The 16,482-nt window shown below is 71.6% G+C and carries 15 protein-coding genes; 5 read left to right on the top strand and 10 right to left on the bottom strand.

What is annotated here, in order from left to right:
- Positions 1-68 precede the first annotated feature (68 nt).
- A complete protein-coding gene (locus HV826_RS16085; RefSeq protein ID WP_176417909.1) occupies positions 69-869 on the top strand; it encodes a TVP38/TMEM64 family protein in 801 nt (266 codons plus the stop codon).
- On the opposite strand, the gene argC is transcribed toward HV826_RS16085, so the two are convergent.
- From argC to HV826_RS16050, 7 genes are read right to left on the bottom strand one after another with little or no spacing between them, the layout of a single operon-like run.
- Entirely contained in the window at positions 808-1,875 is a 1,068-nt protein-coding gene (argC, locus tag HV826_RS16080; RefSeq protein ID WP_176417908.1) for an N-acetyl-gamma-glutamyl-phosphate reductase, read from the bottom strand. The genes HV826_RS16085 and argC overlap by 62 nt on opposite strands.
- Positions 1,872-2,933: a hypothetical protein gene (locus HV826_RS16075; protein WP_176417907.1), complete on the bottom strand. Its 1,062-nt coding sequence runs from the start codon at positions 2,931-2,933 to the stop codon at positions 1,872-1,874. The genes argC and HV826_RS16075 overlap by 4 nt, the downstream gene beginning before the upstream one ends.
- Positions 2,934-2,940: 7 nt before the next feature.
- Positions 2,941-4,131, bottom strand: a complete 1,191-nt coding sequence (gene argG / locus HV826_RS16070) for an argininosuccinate synthase (protein WP_176417906.1) — start codon at positions 4,129-4,131, stop codon at positions 2,941-2,943.
- Between the two features lie 25 nt (positions 4,132-4,156).
- Positions 4,157-5,506: an argininosuccinate lyase gene (argH, locus tag HV826_RS16065; protein WP_176417905.1), complete on the bottom strand. Its 1,350-nt coding sequence runs from the start codon at positions 5,504-5,506 to the stop codon at positions 4,157-4,159.
- The gene (locus HV826_RS16060; RefSeq protein ID WP_176417904.1) at positions 5,499-6,560 is read right to left on the bottom strand and encodes a M20/M25/M40 family metallo-hydrolase; all 1,062 of its coding nucleotides are present in this window, start codon (positions 6,558-6,560) and stop codon (positions 5,499-5,501) included. Before HV826_RS16060 ends, argH begins: the two co-directional genes overlap by 8 nt.
- Entirely contained in the window at positions 6,557-7,483 is a 927-nt protein-coding gene (gene argB / locus HV826_RS16055; RefSeq protein ID WP_176417903.1) for an acetylglutamate kinase, read from the bottom strand. The genes HV826_RS16060 and argB overlap by 4 nt, the downstream gene beginning before the upstream one ends.
- Before the next feature lie 43 nt (positions 7,484-7,526).
- Positions 7,527-8,534: an N-acetylornithine carbamoyltransferase gene (locus tag HV826_RS16050; RefSeq protein ID WP_176417902.1), complete on the bottom strand. Its 1,008-nt coding sequence runs from the start codon at positions 8,532-8,534 to the stop codon at positions 7,527-7,529.
- Positions 8,535-8,703: 169 nt separating this feature from the next.
- Here HV826_RS16050 and HV826_RS16045 point away from each other — a divergent pair, with 169 nt between their 5' ends.
- Together HV826_RS16045 and HV826_RS16040 are read left to right on the top strand one after the other, a co-directional pair.
- Positions 8,704-9,138, top strand: coding sequence for an arginine repressor (locus HV826_RS16045; RefSeq protein ID WP_176417901.1), 435 nt, complete (start codon positions 8,704-8,706; stop codon positions 9,136-9,138).
- A 190-nt stretch (positions 9,139-9,328) separates the two neighbouring features.
- Positions 9,329-9,880 (top strand): sigma-70 family RNA polymerase sigma factor, encoded by a 552-nt coding sequence (locus HV826_RS16040; protein ID WP_176417900.1) that lies wholly within the window; start codon positions 9,329-9,331, stop codon positions 9,878-9,880.
- A 48-nt stretch (positions 9,881-9,928) separates the two neighbouring features.
- Here HV826_RS16040 and HV826_RS16035 read toward each other — a convergent pair whose 3' ends face one another.
- The gene (locus HV826_RS16035) at positions 9,929-10,783 is read right to left on the bottom strand and encodes an SDR family oxidoreductase (RefSeq protein WP_176417899.1); all 855 of its coding nucleotides are present in this window, start codon (positions 10,781-10,783) and stop codon (positions 9,929-9,931) included.
- Between the two features lie 101 nt (positions 10,784-10,884).
- Between HV826_RS16035 and HV826_RS16030 the strand changes: the two genes are divergently transcribed.
- Entirely contained in the window at positions 10,885-11,301 is a 417-nt protein-coding gene (locus HV826_RS16030) for a helix-turn-helix domain-containing protein (protein ID WP_176417898.1), read from the top strand.
- A 57-nt stretch (positions 11,302-11,358) separates the two neighbouring features.
- On the opposite strand, the gene HV826_RS16025 is transcribed toward HV826_RS16030, so the two are convergent.
- Positions 11,359-13,596, bottom strand: a complete 2,238-nt coding sequence (locus HV826_RS16025; protein WP_176417897.1) for an Ig domain-containing protein — start codon at positions 13,594-13,596, stop codon at positions 11,359-11,361.
- Between the two features lie 132 nt (positions 13,597-13,728).
- Positions 13,729-15,042, bottom strand: a complete 1,314-nt coding sequence (locus HV826_RS16020; RefSeq protein ID WP_176417896.1) for an amidohydrolase — start codon at positions 15,040-15,042, stop codon at positions 13,729-13,731.
- Between the two features lie 111 nt (positions 15,043-15,153).
- On the opposite strand from HV826_RS16020, the gene HV826_RS16015 reads away from it, so the two are divergent.
- Complete coding sequence (locus HV826_RS16015) at positions 15,154-16,482, top strand: DUF418 domain-containing protein (RefSeq protein WP_176417895.1); 1,329 nt, start codon at positions 15,154-15,156, stop codon at positions 16,480-16,482.

Genomic DNA, 16,482 nt, shown 5'->3' with positions numbered 1-16,482 from the left:
AATGCAAGGCGGCATCGCCCCGCCTGGCTGCTCTTGCCTTCCCGCGTGGGGCTTCCCAGCTTTGAGCCATGTCCAGGCACCCCCGCTCCAAGGGAGGACGGCTGAGCGCGGGTCTCAAGCTCATCGGGCCGCTCTGCGTCTCCGTTGGCTTGCTCGTGGGGCTGCGGCTGCTGGGGCCGCAGTATCTGGATCAACAGACGCTGTCGGGCTGGCTGCGGCCCCTGGGCGCGCTGGCGCCCCTGGCCTTCATCCTGCTCCTCGCGGTGCGCCCGGTGACGCTGCTGCCTGGGCAGCTCTTCACGGCGGTGGGCGGCATCCTCTTCGGCATGGCCGCGGGCACGGCCTATGCGCTCGTCGGGACGCTGCTGGCCACGGGGCTCATCCACTCCCTGGCGCGCGGGCTGGGCCGCAAGCCCATGCGGCGGCTGACGGGGGACAAGCACCCGCTGTTCCAGCGCGCGGCGCGCGAGCACGGCTTCCAGCTGGGCTTCCTGGCCTGCGTCAACTCGGTGATTCCGGCGGATGTGATGCTGGCGACGGCGTCCGCGTCAGGCGCCCGCTACGTCCCCCTGGCGCTGGGCGCCGTGGTGGGCACCGTCCCCGGGACGCTGCTGACGGCGCTCTTCGGCAGCTCGCTGGGGCAGGGGAAGACGTGGATGACGGCCGTGTCCGCCACCGGCATGGGGGTGAGCCTGCTGCTGGGGCTCGTCCTGGGACGCAAGCTGATGCGGCAGTTGCTCGCGAAGGAGGCGCCCCTCGCGAGTGGCGAGCCCGGGCGCGTGCGCCCAGGCCCGGGGGACGCGCGCCCTACGGGTAGCAGGCGGCCTGGCGCAGCGCCGTGTCTTCCGGCAGCCCCAGCGCGACGTTGAAGTTCTGCACCGCCTGGCCGGCCATGCCCTTCACCAGGTTGTCGAGCGCCGCCATGACGGCCACCGAGCGGCCCTTGGTGGCCACCGCGATGTCGCAGAAGTTGCTGCCGGCCACCGCGGCGATGCGCGGCGTGCCCTCCACGATGCGCACGAACCTGGAGCCCTCGTAGTAGCGGCGGTACTTCTCCATCAGCGACGCCGTCACCACCGCGCCGCCGTGCTCCGGCCACTCGAACTGCACGGTGGCGAAGATGCCGCGCACCATGGGCGCCGAGTGCGGCACGAAGGCCAGCCGGTGCCGCTGCGCGCCGTGGGCCACCAGCATGACCTCCACCTCGGCCTCGTGCTGGTGCTCCAGCGGCTTGTAGGCGCGGAAGTCGTGCGCGCGCGTCGGGTGGTGGGTGCCCTCACCGGGCAGCGAGCCGGAGCCGGACGAGCCCGTGACGCCGGACACCGCGAGCAGCCCCAGTCCCGGCGTGGAGGCGATGGGCAGGAGCGCCAACTGCACCGCCGTGGCGAAGCAGCCCGGGTTGGCGATGCGCTTCGCCGTCTTCACCGCGTCGCGCTTCCACTCGGTGAGGCCGTAGGTGAAGGTGCCCAGCAGCTCGGGGGACGGGTGGGGCCGGCCGTAGGCGCCCGCGTAGCGGCCCGGGTGGTCCAGGCGGAAGTCGGAGGACAGGTCCACCAGCAGCAGGCGCTCGGCGATGCCGACCTCCGCCCACTGCTTCTCCAGGCCCGCGAACTGCCGGGCCAGGTCGCCGTGGCCCAGCGCGCTGAAGACGACGGGCTGCTGGCAGTCCGCCAGCCACTTCCAGTCGGGCTCGCCCTCGAAGCGGCCCTCCACCAGCCCGCGCAGGTGCGGGTGGACCTTGTGGATGGGCTCGCCGGCGTGGTGCCGCGACACCGCGCGGATGCTGCCCACCGCCGGGTGGCCGGAGAGGATGCGCAAGAGCTCGCCGCCGCCGAAGCCGGAGGCACCCAGGATGTAGATGTTGACCTGCGTCATGACTTCCTCCCCGCGCCCAGCTTGGGGGCGAGCTTTTCCAGGATGAGTCCGCCCAGCGCCGCCGCGTCCGCGCGGGCGTTGCGGGCGGGGATGCCCACCACCTGCTCCACGAAGCGCACGCCCACCGCGTTGTCCGTGGCCGGCCCGGCCACCACGTCCACTTCGATGCCGTACGTCTCGCGCATGTGGCGCACGCCGCCGGACGCGCCCACCGGGTCGTTGGCGCACAGCACCCACGCGCCCGCCAGGCTCTTGAGCTCCGGGTCCGCGAGGATGCCCTGCACGCCGTACTCACCCATGATGCCGTCGCCCGTCTCCGCGACGATGACGTCCACGTTCTCCGCCGCCAGCTCGGAGAAGAGCACCCGCGCCACGCGCGCGCCCGTGCGGGGGCCCGTGCAGACGATGCCCGCGTCCGTGAAGTCCATCACCACGTCCGCGCCGGAGTCCTGCATGCTCAGCGTGTCGCGCATCAGCGACACCCCCGTCAGCTTGGCGCCGCCCACGCGGAAGCCCGCCTGCGCCAGCTTGCGCACCATGGCCGCCGCGGCGAACGTCTTGCCCGCGTTCATGCAGGTGCCCACCACGTAGACGACGGGGCACTTCACCGGCGCCGTCGTGCCCTTCAGCGCGCCGGAGGACACGTGCGCCGGCTGCCCGGTGCGCGACATCAGCTCCGGGAACTCCAGCACCTGGCCCAGCACCTCCGCCTCGAAGGGCAGGCCCACGCCGTGGTTGTGCGACGTGCACTTGCCGATGACGCCGCCCATGTTGAGCACGTGCAGCCGCTCGCCCACGGTGACGGACGCCGGCACCACGCCCTCGTAGCCGTGCAGCGCGTTGCGGTGGCCCAGCGCGCCCACGACGATGTCCCCGGCGTGCAGCGTCACCAGGCGCCCGTGCACGTCCTCGAGCTGGTTGTACGCGCTCTTCTCTCCGTGGATGCGCACGGCCACCACCGCGCCCTCCTCGGCCTTCACCTCGGACGCGAGGTGGACCGTCCGGCCCAGGCCGAGGTTGCGGGTGACGCTGCCTACCTTGTCGACGAAAACCTTCATGGCACCCTCACTTCGCGCGATGCGAGAGCATCTGCGCGACGCCGTACAGCTTGGCGAAGCCCGCGGCTTCCGAGCCGTTCCACAACACGTTGGCCTCTCCGTACGTCGCCACCTTCGCGTCCATCAGCGAGTGCGGCGAACGCACGCCCTCCACCACCTGCGTGCGCGGGTGCAGCACCAGCCGCACTTCACCCGTCACGCGCTCCTGCGACGAGGTGAGGAACGCCTCCAGGTCCTTCACCAGCGGGTCGAAGAAGTGGCCCTCGTGCAGCAGCGAGCCGTAGAGGTTGCCCATCGACTCCTTCCAGAAGAGCTGCTTGCCGGAGAGCACCAGCTTCTCCAGCTCGCGGTGCGCGGTGACGAGCAGGTGCGCCGCCGGCGCCTCGAAGCCCACGCGGCCCTTGATGCCCAGAATCGTGTCACCCAGGTGCACGCCCCGGCCGATGCCGTAGGTGCGCCCCAGCGCGTTGAGCGCCTCCACCAGCTTCACGGGGCCCAGCTTCTCGCCGTCCAGCGCCACCGGGACGCCCTTCTCGAAGGACACCGTGAGGGGACGGGGCTTCAAGTCCTGCGGCAGCTCGCCGCCGGGGAAGGCCTCCTCGGGCAGCGCCTTCCAGGAGTCCAGCGTCTCGCTGCCGCCCACGGAGGTGCCCCACATGCCCTCGTTGACGGAGTAGGCGCCCAGCTTCGGCGGCAGGTGGACGCCGCGCTCGGCCAGGTAGGACAGCTCCTGCTGCCGGCTCAGGGCCAGCGTGCGGATGGGCGTGAGCAGCTCCAGCTCCGGCGCCAGCGAGCGGAAGGCCACGTCGAAGCGCACCTGGTCATTGCCCGCGCCCGTGCTGCCGTGCGCCAGCGCCTGGGTGCCCTTCTCGCGCGCCACGCGGACGACTTCCACCGCCTGGCAGGCCCGCTCCGCGGACACGCTCAGGGGGTAGACCTGGCCGCGCAGCACGTTGCCCGCGATGAGGTAGCGCAGGTAGCCCTGGAAGAGCGTCTCGCGCGCGTCCACCGTCACGTGCTCCACCGCGCCCAGCTGCTTGGACAGCGCGGCGATGCGCTCCAACTGCTCGGGCGGGAAGCCGCCGGTGTCCACCGTGACGGTGGTGACGGCGTAGCCCTGCTCGCGCAGGTAGACGGCGCAGAAAGCGGTATCGAGTCCGCCGGAGAAGGCCAGCACCACGTTCTTCTTGTTGCTCATGATTCGCTCCTCACGGGGATGCCGTTCAGTCCGTCCAGACGCGCCCGGCGGCGTCGGCCACCGAGCGGTGCGTCTCATCGAGCCAGGCGCGCGAGGCGGCCAGCTCTTCCCGGGCCTGGGGCAGGCCCAGGTTGCCGGCGCCACCCAGGTGGGTGGCCGTCAGGGCGCCGCGGTCTGGATGGAACGTTCCTTCCACCAGTTCGCGGCCCACCTGCTTGTAGGCGTCACGGAAGGCCTGGCCCTGGGCCACCAGCGCATAGGCGTGGTGCGCCGCGTACAGCGTGTCGTCGCTGGCGCGCGCCGCCGCGTCCGCCTTCACCTGGAGCGCCGGCACCAGCCGGGTGAGCACGTCCAGCAGCTCCTTCGTGGAGCCCAGCGCCGTCAAGGTGGGGGACTTCAGCAGCTGGAAGTCGCGGTGGTAGCTGGAGGGCAGTCCGCCCGCGACGGCCTCCACCTGATGCGCCAGCCCGCGCAGCTCGCGGCAGCGGCCCCGGGCCAGCTCCACCACGTCCGGATTCTTCTTCTGCGGCATGATGGACGAGCCCGTGGTGTACGCGTCCGGCAGCCCGAGGAAGCCGAACTCGTCCATGCTGTAGAGCTGCACATCCCACAGCCACTTCTCCAGCGTGCCCGCCACCGAGCACGCCCAGCCCAGCACCGCGGACTCGTGACGGCCGCGTCCGTTCTGCACGTCGATGGGGCTGCGCTGCACGCGCGAGAAACCGAGCAGCGCGGCCACGTACTCCCGGTCGATGGGCAGCGGCACGCCGAAGCCCGCCGCCGCGCCCAGCGGGCAGCGGTCCAGCCGAGCCCACACGCCGCGCAGGGCCTCCAGCTCCTCCAGGAGCCCCTCCGCGAAGGCCATGCCCCACAGGCCGAAGGTGGACGGCATGGCGCGGCGCAGGTGCGTGTAGCCCGGCAGCGCCACGTCCTGGTGCGCCTGCGCGAAGTCCAGGAAGGCCCCCGCCAGCTCCGCCGCCCGCGCGCCCAGCGTGAGCACCTCCTCGCGCAGCAGCAGGCGCAGGGCCAGTTGCACCTGGTCGTTGCGAGAGCGCCCCAGGTGGATGCGCTTGCCCGGCTCGCCCACGCGCTCCACCAGCGCCGCCTCCAGGGCGGTGTGGCCGTCCTCCTGCTCGGGGCGGATGACGAACGCGCCCGCGCGGGCCTCGTCGTGCAGCGCCTTGAGCGCCGTCACCAGGGCCTCGGCCTCCGCGTCCTTCAGCAGGCCCGCGCGCGCCAGCATCCGCGCGTGCGCGGCCGAGCCGAGCGCGTCATGCGGCGCCAGCGCCAGGTCCACCACCGGGTCGTTGCCCACCGTGAAGCGGTGGATGGCCGCGTCCAGGGGAAGGCCCTTGCCCCACAGCGTGTCAGCCACGAGCCACCTCCTCGAAGTAACCCCGAACCAGTCGCGTGTAGAAGGCGGCGCCGGCTTCCAGCTCCGCCCGGGTGATGAACTCGTCCGCCAGGTGGCTGCGCAGCGTGTCGCCAGGGCCCACCTTCACCGCGGGGATATCCCCCAGGAAGGCCCAGTCCGACGCCGTGCTGGAGCCCACCGGCTGCGCGCCCGACGCGGCCACCGCCGCGCGGACGATGGGCTGCTCCGCTGGTGTCGCCTTCGGCAGGTAGCGCTCCGAATGGACCTTCACCTCGCTCTTCAGCGCGCCCGCCACCTGCCGGGCCACCATCGCGTGCTCCATGCCTGGCGTGGTGCGCAGGTCCACGAAGAACTCACACCGGTCCGGCACCTGGTTGCGCGCCAGGCCCCCCGACACCTGCGTCACCTGCGCCCGGGCCTCGCCCAGGAGCGGGTGGGGCGGAAAGCGCAGCTCGGCCAGCACCGCGATGTCCGTGGCCGCCAGGTGGATGGCGTTGACGGCCTCCGTGGCGTGCGCGTGCGCGACGTGCGCGCTCTTGCCGTGCGCCGTGCAGCGAAGCAACAGCATGCCGCGCTGGGCGGTGCAGGGCTTGAGGCTGGTGGGCTCGCCGACGATGGCGGCGTCCAGCGGGCCCAGCCTTGGCAGCAGCGTCCCCAGTCCCTGGCCTCCCGTCTCTTCCTCCGCGGTGAACGCGAACACGACCTCCGCGCCCATGGGCGCGCCTTCGGCGAGCAGCGCCTTCGCGGCGAGCAGCATCCCCGTCACGCAGCCCTTGGCGTCGTTGCTGCCCAGGCCGTACAGGCGGTCCTCGCGCCACACGGGCGCGTGGGGCTCGTACGTCCACCCGGCGCACGGCTTCACCGTGTCCAGGTGCGAGTTGACGAGCAGCCGGCGCGGCCCGCTCCCCACGGAGAACCACACGTTGTGGCCCTGCCGCTGGACGCGCGCGCCCCAGCCCGCCGCCCACCCGGACACGGTGTCCGCGATGCGGCCCTCGTCACCTGACACGCTGGGGATGGCCACCAGCGCCTGGAGCAGCTCCGCCGCCGTCATCCCACCGACCCCGCGGGCTTCTGGGCGTTCTCCCGGACGACCATGGTGCCGCTGCCCTCGTTGGTGAAGACCTCCTCCAGGAGCGCGTTGGGCTGCACGCCGCTGACCAGGTGCACGCTGCCCACGCCGCCCACGAGCGCGTGGCGGATGGCGTGCGCCTTGGGCTTCATGCCGCCCGCGATGGCGCCGGTGCTCTCCATGGTGCCCAGGTCCGTGAGGTTGGCCAGCGTGACGAGCGACGACGGGTCGCTCACGTTCCTCAGCAGGCCCGGCACCTGGACCAGGAAGAAGAGCTTCTCAGCGGACAGCGCCACCGCCAGCGCCGCGGCCACGGTGTCCGCGTTGGTGTTGTACACGGCGCCGTCAGCGCCACCCGAGAGGGGCGCGATGACGGGCACGTAGTCGGCCGAGCGCAGGTGCTCCACCACGCGGGTGTCCACCTGCTCGATGTCACCCACCAGGCCGTAGTCCACCAGCCTGCCCTCGGTGGCCCCGGCCTCCGTCACCATGACGGGCGGGCGCTTGCGCGCCTTGATGAGGCCCGCGTCCACGCCGCTCAGGCCCACCGCGGGCACGCCCGCCGCCTGGAGGTCCGCCAGCAGGTCCGTGTGCAGCTTGCCCGCGAGCACCATCTTCGCCGCGTCCAGCACGGGCGCGGAGGTGACGCGGCGGCCCGCCACCTTCTCCACCGGCAGGTGGAGGGCGTCACACAGCGTGTCCAGCTCCGGACCGCCGCCGTGCACCACGACGGGGCGGATGGAGAAGGTCCACAGCAGGGCAATCTGCTCGCAGGCGGCGCGGCGCAGCCGCGGGTCGCTCAGCATGGCGCCGCCGAGCTTCACCACGAACGTCTTGCGGCGGAACTGCTGCACGTACTTCGCTGCGTTGCGAAGCGCGGAGTAGGGGTCGGGCGAAAGGGGCACGTGAGACCTCGAAGTCAGGAAAGGAAGTATGCGGAGGGACCGCTCAGCGCGAACGCAGCCAGTGCAGCAGCGCCCGCTGGACGTGGTAGCGGTTGCCGGCCTCGTCCACGACGCGGCTGCTCGGATGGTCCAGGACCTCATCGGCCACCTCCACGTTCCGGCGCACGGGCAGGCAGTGGAGGAAGGCCGCGTCTTTTTGCGCGCGCGACATCGTCAGGCGGGTGGGCATCCAACCGGAGTAGGACGCGAGCAGCGCGTTGACGTCATTGGGCGAAAACGCCGCCGCGGCCGTGGGGCCCCACGACTTGGCGTAGACGGCGCGGCTGCCGGCCAGGGCCTCGTCCTGGTCGTGCGTATAGGTGACGCTGCCGCCCGTGGCCTTGGCATACGCCTCCGCCTCGGCGCGGACGGCCGGGTGCAGGTCGAACCCGGGAGGGTGGGCCACGCGAATCTCACAGCCCGCCGCCGCCGCGCTCAACAGGAAGGAGTTGGGCACGGCCTTCGGCAGCGGCTTGATGTGCGGCGCCCACGTCAGCGTCACCGGCAGCTTCTTCGTGCCGCCGAACGTCTCGCGCAGCGTCAGCAGGTCCGCCAGGCCCTGGCAGGGGTGCTCGCGCGCGGACTCCATGCTCACCACCGGCACGGTGGACCACTTGCGGAACGCGTTGATGACGGGGTCCAGCTCGTCCTCCTCGTCACCGCCACCCTGCGAGAAGGTGCGCACGCCCAGCACGTCCACGAAGCGCGACAGGACGGGCGCGGCCTCCTTGAGGTGCTCGGCCCGGTCCGCGTTCATCACCGCGCCTTCGCGGTGCTCCAGCTTCCAGACGCCAGCGCCCACGTCCAGGATGATGGCGTTGCCACCGCCACGCAGCATGACGGCCTCGAACGAGGTGCGCGTGCGCAGCGACGGGTTGAAGAACACCATCCCCAGCAGCGTGTTGGCGAAGAGCGCGTGCTCCGGGCCCTTCTGCTTCCACGCGGCCGCCTGCGCGAGCACCGCCTCCACGCCCTCGGGCCCCAGATCCTTGATGTGCGTGACGTGCTTCATGGGCCTGTCCTCCCCGGCAGCGGCTGCCTGCATATTCGTGATGAATATGCGTGAAAACGCGTGCATTGCCGCGAAAAGGCGGCGGATATTATGCAGAAAGACGCGCCGCGCAAGCGTATTATTCGCAACAAGCGCATGCATGTTCTTGCATGAATATTCACGGGGATGCATGTTGGTGGGAATGAATCTGGACGAGGCCATCCTGCGGCTCATCGCCGAGCGGGAGATCGGCGATCAGGCCGTGCTGCAGCAGCTTTTGGACGCAGAGGGCCAGGCGCCGAGCCAGTCAACGCTGTCGCGGCGGCTGAAGAAGCTGGGCGTGTTGAAGGTGGGTGGGCGCTATCAGCGCGCGCCGGCCACGCCCGCGGTGATGCCGGAGCGGCCCCGCGTCACCATCCTGGAGGCGCCGCCCAACCTGCTGGTGATTCGGACGTCGCCGGGGTTCGCGCCGGTGCTCGCGCTGGCGTTGGACAAGGAGCGGGAGCTGCCGGGGCTCGCGGGCACGGTGGCGGGGGACGACACCATCTTCGTCGCGGTGACGGACCCGGCGCTGCTGCGCGACGTGCGCGCGGCGGTGGAGCGGCTGCTGTCGCTGGGGCCGTGAGGGACGCGCCACGGCCCGACGTCAGCGGGTGAACGCCTCACGCTGTAGGCCTCTGTCGTCTCCCAACCCCTCCGGTCGGGGACATTGTTGCGCCGTGAGGGGTATCTGCCCCAGTTTTCCAAGTTTTCTCGTTGAGAGCGTAGTTTCTGTGGGGGCGGCGGACCCGTCTGGCCTGGAGGTGAATGTGGGCATGTCGGAGCTGACAGAGCTACTGGACCACGCGCGCAAGGGCGAGCAGGGCGCGCGGGATGCGTTGATGGCGGCGGCCTACCAGGAGCTGCGGGACATGGCTCAGCGGGCCGTGTCCGATGCGGACGCGACGCCGTCGCTGCAACCCGCCGTGTTGGTGAAGGAGGCCTGGCTGCGTCTGTTCAGCGCGGGGGCCCCGCTGGAGGCGCGCCGTCACTTCTTCAGCGCCGCGGCGCAGGCCATGCGGCGGGTGATGGTGGACCGGGCGCGGCTGCGCCGGGCGCAGGTCCGCGAGGCCCGGCTGGAGCGGGTGAGCCTGGGGGACGTGGAGGCGGATGTCCCAGCGGGCTTGAGCATGGAGGTGCTGGAGCTGGACCGGGCGCTCTCGGAGCTGGACACGTTCCAGCCGCGGCTCGCGCGCATGCTGGAGCTGCGCTACTTCGTGGGGCTGGACCTGCTGGACACCGCCGCGGTGCTGGGCGTGTCGCCCGTCACCGTGAAGCGCGACTGGGCCTACGTCCGGGAGTGGCTGCTGACGCGGCTGGGCAACTGACGGCCCGCGCGTCCACGCGGGCCGGGTCGTCATGACGGTGCGTCGGGCTCAGCGTTTGACGGCCGCCGCCACCGCGTCCGCGAGCGGCGTCGTGGGCCGCCCGATGAGCCGGCGCAAATCGCCGGAGCTGTCGTTCAGCTCTCCGCGCGCCGCCCCCGCGTCGGAGTTCGCCAGCACCTCGGCGAAGGCCGCGGGGACGCCCACGCCGATGAGCGCGCCGGCATGGTCGGCCTGGGACAAATCCTTGTAGACGACCGTCTTGCCCGCCTGGCGGGACACCTCGGCGGCCAGCTCGGCGGCGGTGAAGGCGGAGTCGCCCGCCAGCTCGTAGACTTTGTCCTCATGGCCCGTGCCCGTGAGCACGGCCACCGCGGCGGCGGCGTAGTCTGCCCGGGTGGCCGCGGCGATGCGCCCCTGGCCCGAGCTGCCGATGAGGGCCCCATGCGCCAGCGCGGGCGCCAGGTTCTCCGTGTAGTTCTCCGTGTACCAGCCGTTGCGCAGGAAGACGAAGGGGAGGCCAGAGCCGCGAATCGCTTCCTCGGTCGCCTTGTGCTCGGTGGCCAGCGCCATGCCGGAGGTGTCCGCGCGCAGGATGCTGGTGTACGCAAGCAGCCGGACGCCCGCCTCCTTCGCGGCGTCCACCACGGCCTGGTGCTGCACCGCGCGCTGACCGACTTCGCTGGACGAAATCAGGAGCATCTTGTCCACACCGGCGAACGCGGGCCCCAGCGTCTCGGGCTTGCTGTAGTCCGCCTGCCGGACCTGGACGCCCCGGGCCGCCAGGTCGGAGGCCTTGCTCGGGTCGCGCACGGCGATGGCGATGTCCTTGGCGGGGACCTTCTCGAGCAGGCCGGCGACGACCAGACGCCCCAGCTTCCCCGTTGCTGCGGTGACAAGAATCATGGGTGCTCTTCTCCTGGCGTGGAGGGTTTCTCCAAACGCGGGAGCAACGTAACGGCGTCGCTAACTTTTCGTAAGTACCTACCTTGGGGTAAGTTACTGGCATGGCTGCGAACAAGCGGACGGGGCGGTTGGCCCGGATGATGGCGAAACAGGCGGTGGAGCGCGGCGACCTCTACGCGCCCGCCTGCCCCTCACGAGGCGTGCTCGACCACGTGACGAGCCGCTGGGGTGTGCTGGTGTTGATTGCGCTGTTGGAGGGCACGCACCGCTTCAGCGAGCTGCGCCGGAAGGTGGCGGGCGTGAGCGAGAAGATGCTGTCGCAGACGCTCCAGGCCTTGGAGCAGGACGGCTTCGTGCTTCGTGAGGTCCACCCGGTGATTCCGCCGCACGTGGACTACAGCCTCACGCCGTTGGGGGAGGAGGTCGCCACGCGCGTGGAGTCGCTCGCGGAGTGGATTGAGGACAGCATGCCCCGCATCGCCGCGGCGCGAGCCCGCTACATCCCGAAGAAGGGATAGGGGCCCGTTGGCCTGACGCCCCCTCCTGGGAGGAGAGGACGTCAGGGCCTCACAAAGTCAGCGCTTGCGGCGGGCCCGGCCCAGCAGCGCCAGCGCCGCCAGCCCCAGGGCCTGGACGCCCGCGCCGCCGCCGCTGCAACCACAGCCGCTGGGCGCGTCGCCCTTGTCCTCCGTCGGAGGAGGCGTGGGCGCGACCTGCAGCGACACGCTCCGCTCCGCCGTCTGGTTCGCAGAGTCCGTCACCCGCACCGTCAGCGGGAAGGTGCCGCTGGCGGTCGGAATCCCGCTCAGCACATAGGCGCCGTCGCGCTGCTGAAGCGTCAGGCCCCCGGGCACGGTGCCGCCGCCCAGGCTCCACGTATACGGCGCCCGGCCGCCCTGGACGGTGAAGCGCGCCTCATACGCGGTGCCTTGGGTCGCGGACGCGAGCGCGTCGCTGGAGATGCTCAGCGTGCCGACCACGTCCACGCTGTACGTGCGCGCCGCCACACCGCCGCGCGCGTCGCGAACCCGGACGGTGACGGCGGTGCTGCCGGACTGCGCGGGCGTGCCGGTGAAGGTGCCCGTCGTGGGAGTGAACGTCAGGCCCGAGGGCAGCGTGCCCTCCAGCTCGAACGTCAGGGTTCCCGAGCCGCGCGTGCTGAGCGCCACGTTGGCGGCCGTGCCCAGCCGGAACGGGGGCAGCGTCTCCGTGAGGAGTTCGGGCAGCGGCCAGGGGCGGCGCGCGGCCACCAGCAGGCGGCGCTGGCTCACCGCGACCACCGACGTCTCGCCCGAGGCGAAGGCCGTGGACGCATAGTTGCCGCCCGCGCCCGTCGGGTGCGCCGTCCACACCTTGCCATCCGCCGACACCTGCAGCTCGAACGAGGGCAGTACTTCCACGGCCTGCGGGTCGACGGCCGTCCAGCTGACGACGAAGCTCTGGTCCACGAACGTCATGAGCGGGGTGGGCGACGGCGCGTCAGCGGGAAGCTGGAGGGTCTCCACGCGCGTCCAGGTGCTCCCGAGGTCCTCGGAGAGGAAGAAGCCGCTCGCCGGCTCCTCCGCCTGGGGCGCCAGGGGCGGCGGAGGCGCCTGGTGGGGCCGGGCGAAGGCGAGGAAGCGGCCATTGCCGGCGGCGAGCTGGGCGATGGTGAGCCCGGTCAGCGTGGGGGGCTGGAACACCTCCCAGGCCGCGCCAGCGCCCTGGGGCCGCACGAGGACAGGGAGCTGGGAGGGCGCGCCCGCCATCGGGTGGGCCACGGCGAGGAAGCTGTTCTGGCCGGGTACCAGCGTCACGACGTCATAGGCGCGGTCGATGCTCTCATCGGTCCAGCTCACGCCGTCCGTGGAGCTGGCGATGAGGCCCGCGGTGCCCACCGCGACCATCCGGTTTCCGCTGAGCGCGAGCTCCAGGAAGCGCCGGCCCTCTGCCTCACCCTCGGGCGCCGGGTCCTGGTAGGCGGGGGCCCAGGTAAATGCGTTGTCGGACGAGACGACGATGCGCCCGTTCGACAGGCCGAACCACTTGCGCTGGGAGTAGACCAGCCGCTCCAGCGGGAGGGGCGACGTCGTCCCCTCGGATACGGGAACGAAGCCCGTCCACTGGCGCCCGTCTGCGGAACGCAGCAGCTCCGTGTTGCCCGTGGCGGCCGCCAGGAACGTCCCGTTGCCGTGCCAGGCGTGCGTCACGGACGGCGTCACCAAGATGCCGGTGGCGACGCCTGCTTGCCAATCGTCGAAGGTGGTGACGGGGGCCACGTTGACGTGGAGCAGGCGCTCCAGTCGCCCCGAGAAGTCCGTGGGCTGGTAGGGCGGAGCCTGCTCCCCTCCGTCCGGAGGCGTCACCTCGCGGAACCCGCTCTGGTACCGCACCCGGTAGGCCCCCTGGGCTACCGCGGGCACGGGGAGCGTGAGCTGCGCGGCCGCCTGGACCTCCTGGTCCGTCGTGGTCACGTCTTCCGACACCAGGCAGTGCCAGGTGGAGCCGTCGACCGGCCAGGCGGCCCGGGCCTCGGCGGAGAGCTCCGAGGCGCCCGGCCGCGCGGCGGTGGCCGCCGCGCCTGCGTGGGTGTAGCTGCCGCCCGGCGCTTGCCAGCCCTCGGGCAGGGCGATGCAGGCCACCAACTGGCCGGTGCGCGCGGAGGACTCCCCGGGCCCGAAGGAGACCTGGAGGCTCAGCGGGACGGAGGTGCCGCTGCGGACGGTGCCTTCGTGGCTGACGAAGGCCTCGGACTGGCAGCCGGAGACGAGCCACCACAGCGAAGCCCCCAGCAGGGCTCGCAGGGAATGGTTGCGATTGAGCAAGGAGGACATCCTGTCGCGATGCGAGAGGAGGCCTGTCTACGGTTTCGCATTCCCCTGAGTCAAATCAGCGCGGGCGTCTCGCGCGCCCCGCCGCCGAGCAGGTGGCGGCCCGGGTGCAAGGCGCTGCACGCTTCCCGGCCTTCACGGTTTGTCGAGCAGCTCCAGGGCGGCGGTGGTCAGCGTGGTGACGCCCGTGCGCAGCGTGCGCTCGCGGTCCGGCGCGAAGAGGGGCGAGTGCATCGAGGGCAACGCTGTCCCCGCGGCCTTCGCCTGGGCGTATCGCCGCGGCTCGGTGGAGCCGAGCCAGAGCATGACCGCGGGAACGCCCGCTCGGCCGTACTCGGAGAAGTCCTCGCCGCCCATGACGGGGGGCGCCTCCTGGAGGTTCTTCTCACCCAGGACGCGGGACACCGCGCCCACCAGCCGCCGCGTGAGCGCGGGGTCGTTGAAGGTGGAGGGCGTGCCCTCGGTGATGGCGACGTCGGGTGGGCGGGGCGCGCCGGAGGCCATGGCCTCCGCCTTGACGATGCGCTCGATGCCGTCCAGCAGGGCCTTGCGGACCTCGGGCTTGTACGAGCGCACCGTGAGGTGGAGCTTCACGTCATCGGGGATGATGTTGTGCTTGGTGCCGCCATGAATGGCGCCGACCGTCACCACCGCGGGCTCCAGCGGGTTCTTCTCGCGGCTGACGAGCGTCTGGAGTGACAGCACGACGCGCGCCGCCATCACCACCGGGTCCACGGTGGTGTGGGGATAGGCGCCATGGCCTCCCTTGCCATGCAGGGTGATTTCAACGGAGTCCACGCTGGCCATGGCATAGCCGGGGGTGAACTCCACCGTGCCCGCCGCGGCGGTGTTGACGTGGAGCGCCACCGCGAAGTCCGGCTTGGGGAAGCGCTTGTAGAGGCCGTCCTGGAGCATCCGCCGAGCGCCCGCGCCCACCTCTTCCGCGGGCTGGCCCACCAGCATCAGCGTGCCTCGCCACCGGTCCCTCGCGCGGGCCAGCAGCGTGGCCGTCCCCAGCAGCGACGTCATGTGCACGTCATGGCCACACGCGTGCATGACGGAGGTCGTCGTGCCCGCGGCGTCCTTCACCGTCTGCTTGCTCGCGTAGGGCAGGCCCGTCTTCTCCTGGACGGGCAGCGCGTCCAGGTCCGCGCGCAGCATCACCGTGGGCCCCGGTCCGTTGCGCAGCAGGGCCACGATGCCGTGCCCGCCCACCTTGGGTGTCACCTCGAAGCCGAGCTTGCGCAGGCGCTCGGCCAGCTTCGCCGCCGTCCTGGCTTCCTGGTTGGACAGCTCCGGCGTCTGGTGCAGGTCGCGGTAGAGCGCGTCCAGGGTGGGGTAGAGCGCGTCGAGCCCACCCAGCACGGGCGGTGTCTCCGCGGCGCGCACGAGGCCACCGGGCGCGGCCAGTGAGAGGAGCAGCAGGGGGAGCAGGTGGGAGGTCTTCACGGGGGCCACTACAGCACACCTGACGTTCCGGAAGGGGACAGGCCCGCGGGGCCCGTTGCCCATGGATGTGTGGGATTGACGGCAAGGAGGCAGAGCGCGTCTGCTTCACGCATGCCCGAATCTGGTTCTCCCGCGGCGGCCGCGCTGCCCGGGGCGCGTCCGGTGGATGCCTCCGAGCGAGTCGTCTTGCTGGACGCCTTGCGTGGCTTCGCGCTGTGGGGCGTCTTCGTGTCCAACAGCCTCATGTGGCTGAGTGGCCGGGCCTTCATGCCCAGGGAGGCCGCGTCCGCGCTGTACGTCCCGCTGCTGGAGCAGGTGGTCGGCTCCGTCTACCAGCTCTTCGTGACGCAGAAGTTCATCTCCATCTTCTCGTTCCTCTTCGGCCTGGGCTTCTCCATCCAGCTCGCCCGCGCGGAGGCTCGGGGCGTCTCCGCCGTGCCGCTCTTCCGCCGGCGGCTGCTGGTGCTCTTCGGCATCGGCCTGGCGCACGCGCTGCTGTTGTGGACGGGCGACATCCTCCACACCTACGCGATGGTGGGCTTCCTGCTGCTGGCCTTCCGCGCCCGCGCCAACCGCACGGTGCTGTTCTGGGCGCTGGGGCTCGTCACGGTGATGCCGTTCCTGGTCCCCGCCGCCATTCGCTACACGCCCATCCTGCTGCACGGCGCGGAGGCCGCGGCCGAGGCGGCGAAGGCCAGCCAGGCCCGGGACATGGCCTTGAAGGCCGACACCCTGCTGGCGCTGTCGAGCGAGTCGTTCTGGACGGCGCAGGCGGGCAACGCGCGCTTCTTCCTGGAGAACATGGGCGGCGGCTTCCGGCGCGTGCTCTGGATGAGCCTCATCCTGGGCCGCTTCCTGCTGGGGTTGCTGGCGGGGCGTCTGCTCCTGTTGCAGGACGTGGAGCGTCACCGCGCGCTGCTGCGCCGGATCCTGGGGTGGGGCCTGGCCGTGGGCCTGGTCATCAATGGCAGCGGGCTGGTGCTCTACCGCCTGCGCAAGGCCGGCGTGCTGGAGTGGGACCCGCAGGGGCCCTGGATGATGCTCCTCAACAGCTTGCAGGAGCCGGGCTACATCGCCATGGGCGCGGCCTACGTGGCGGCCTTCGCGCTGCTCTTCCAGCGGGGGCGCTGGCGCCGCTGGCTGGGGGTCCTGACGCCGGTGGGCCGCATGGCGCTGACGAACTACCTGATGCAGTCCGCGGTGAGCATCTGGATTTATGACGGCTGGGGTCTGGGCTTCATCGGCAAGCTGCCCCCGTCGCGCATCGTGGTCATCTGCTGCGTCATCTTCGCCGCGCAGGTGGTGCTCAGCCACCTGTGGCTGGCGCGCTTCCGCTTCGGGCCCGCGGAGTGGCTGTGGCGCTCGCTCACGTATGGGAAGGCCCAGCCCATGCGCCGTCCCGCCGGGGACGGTGACGCCTCCGGGGTCGCGGCCTCCTGA

It is taken from the genome of Myxococcus sp. AM010, assembly GCF_013372585.1.
Taxonomy (GTDB): domain Bacteria; phylum Myxococcota; class Myxococcia; order Myxococcales; family Myxococcaceae; genus Myxococcus; species Myxococcus vastator.
The sequence above is the reverse complement of the archived record's forward strand: the minus strand, read 5'-3'. Positions and strand labels throughout refer to the sequence as shown.

Coding starts and splice junctions, on each gene's coding strand:
- HV826_RS16085 (WP_176417909.1), top strand. CDS start 69: ATGTCCAGGCACCCCCGCTCCAAGGGAGGACGGCTGAGCGCGGGTCTC.
- argC (WP_176417908.1), bottom strand. CDS start 1,875: ATGACGCAGGTCAACATCTACATCCTGGGTGCCTCCGGCTTCGGCGGC.
- HV826_RS16075 (WP_176417907.1), bottom strand. CDS start 2,933: ATGAAGGTTTTCGTCGACAAGGTAGGCAGCGTCACCCGCAACCTCGGC.
- argG (WP_176417906.1), bottom strand. CDS start 4,131: ATGAGCAACAAGAAGAACGTGGTGCTGGCCTTCTCCGGCGGACTCGAT.
- HV826_RS16060 (WP_176417904.1), bottom strand. CDS start 6,560: ATGACGGCGGCGGAGCTGCTCCAGGCGCTGGTGGCCATCCCCAGCGTG.
- HV826_RS16050 (WP_176417902.1), bottom strand. CDS start 8,534: ATGAAGCACGTCACGCACATCAAGGATCTGGGGCCCGAGGGCGTGGAG.
- HV826_RS16045 (WP_176417901.1), top strand. CDS start 8,704: ATGTTGGTGGGAATGAATCTGGACGAGGCCATCCTGCGGCTCATCGCC.
- HV826_RS16040 (WP_176417900.1), top strand. CDS start 9,329: ATGTCGGAGCTGACAGAGCTACTGGACCACGCGCGCAAGGGCGAGCAG.
- HV826_RS16035 (WP_176417899.1), bottom strand. CDS start 10,783: ATGATTCTTGTCACCGCAGCAACGGGGAAGCTGGGGCGTCTGGTCGTC.
- HV826_RS16030 (WP_176417898.1), top strand. CDS start 10,885: ATGGCTGCGAACAAGCGGACGGGGCGGTTGGCCCGGATGATGGCGAAA.
- HV826_RS16025 (WP_176417897.1), bottom strand. CDS start 13,596: ATGTCCTCCTTGCTCAATCGCAACCATTCCCTGCGAGCCCTGCTGGGG.
- HV826_RS16015 (WP_176417895.1), top strand. CDS start 15,154: ATGCCCGAATCTGGTTCTCCCGCGGCGGCCGCGCTGCCCGGGGCGCGT.